The following is a 540-nucleotide window of genomic DNA, read 5'->3' on the forward strand; positions in this document are numbered from 1 at the left end:
CGAGCGATCGGGTCGATCGACACCATGTCCGACGCCTTGTTCGCCGACATGGAACGCGTGGTCGAACAATATGCTGAGGACGACGAGGTCGGGCGATGAGTGTTTATGACGACATCCAGACCGCAGCCGTCATTCGCATCCTTATCTCTAGCATCGAGAAGCAGGAAAAGGCGAGAGGGACGCAAGGAGCGCCCCGTCGCGGTCGGCGTGCGGACGGCGCGTGCCGATGGTGACTCGGTGTTATTTTTCCCGATCACCACGAAACAGCCCGAGCGGGACCGGTTCGCCTTCGAGATCCCGGCAATCGAAAAACGTCGCGCCGGCTTCGATGCAGATCGCCATCTCTGGATCATCATGGACGAATTCAACAGCGACGTCATCGGTCACTCGTTCTATCTCGAACCGGAGCTGCCAATTGGCCGGTTCAGCAAGGACTTCTTCCGCCGATACTGCGCGAATTCGTCGCCCGCCGTAAATCGCTCTCCGAAGTCAGCCGCCATCGCTGCACGGCAATTCTCCATTTGAGCCCCTGAAACGGCA

General features: G+C 59.1%; 1 pseudogene. It reads left to right on the forward strand.

The features are described from left to right. Positions 1-95: 95 nt before the first annotated feature. Positions 96-533 (forward strand): annotated as a pseudogene (locus IB248_RS30980) (hypothetical protein). Positions 534-540 lie beyond the last annotated feature (7 nt).

It is taken from the genome of Rhizobium sp. RHZ01, from assembly GCF_014851595.1.
Taxonomy (GTDB): domain Bacteria; phylum Pseudomonadota; class Alphaproteobacteria; order Rhizobiales; family Rhizobiaceae; genus Rhizobium; species Rhizobium altiplani.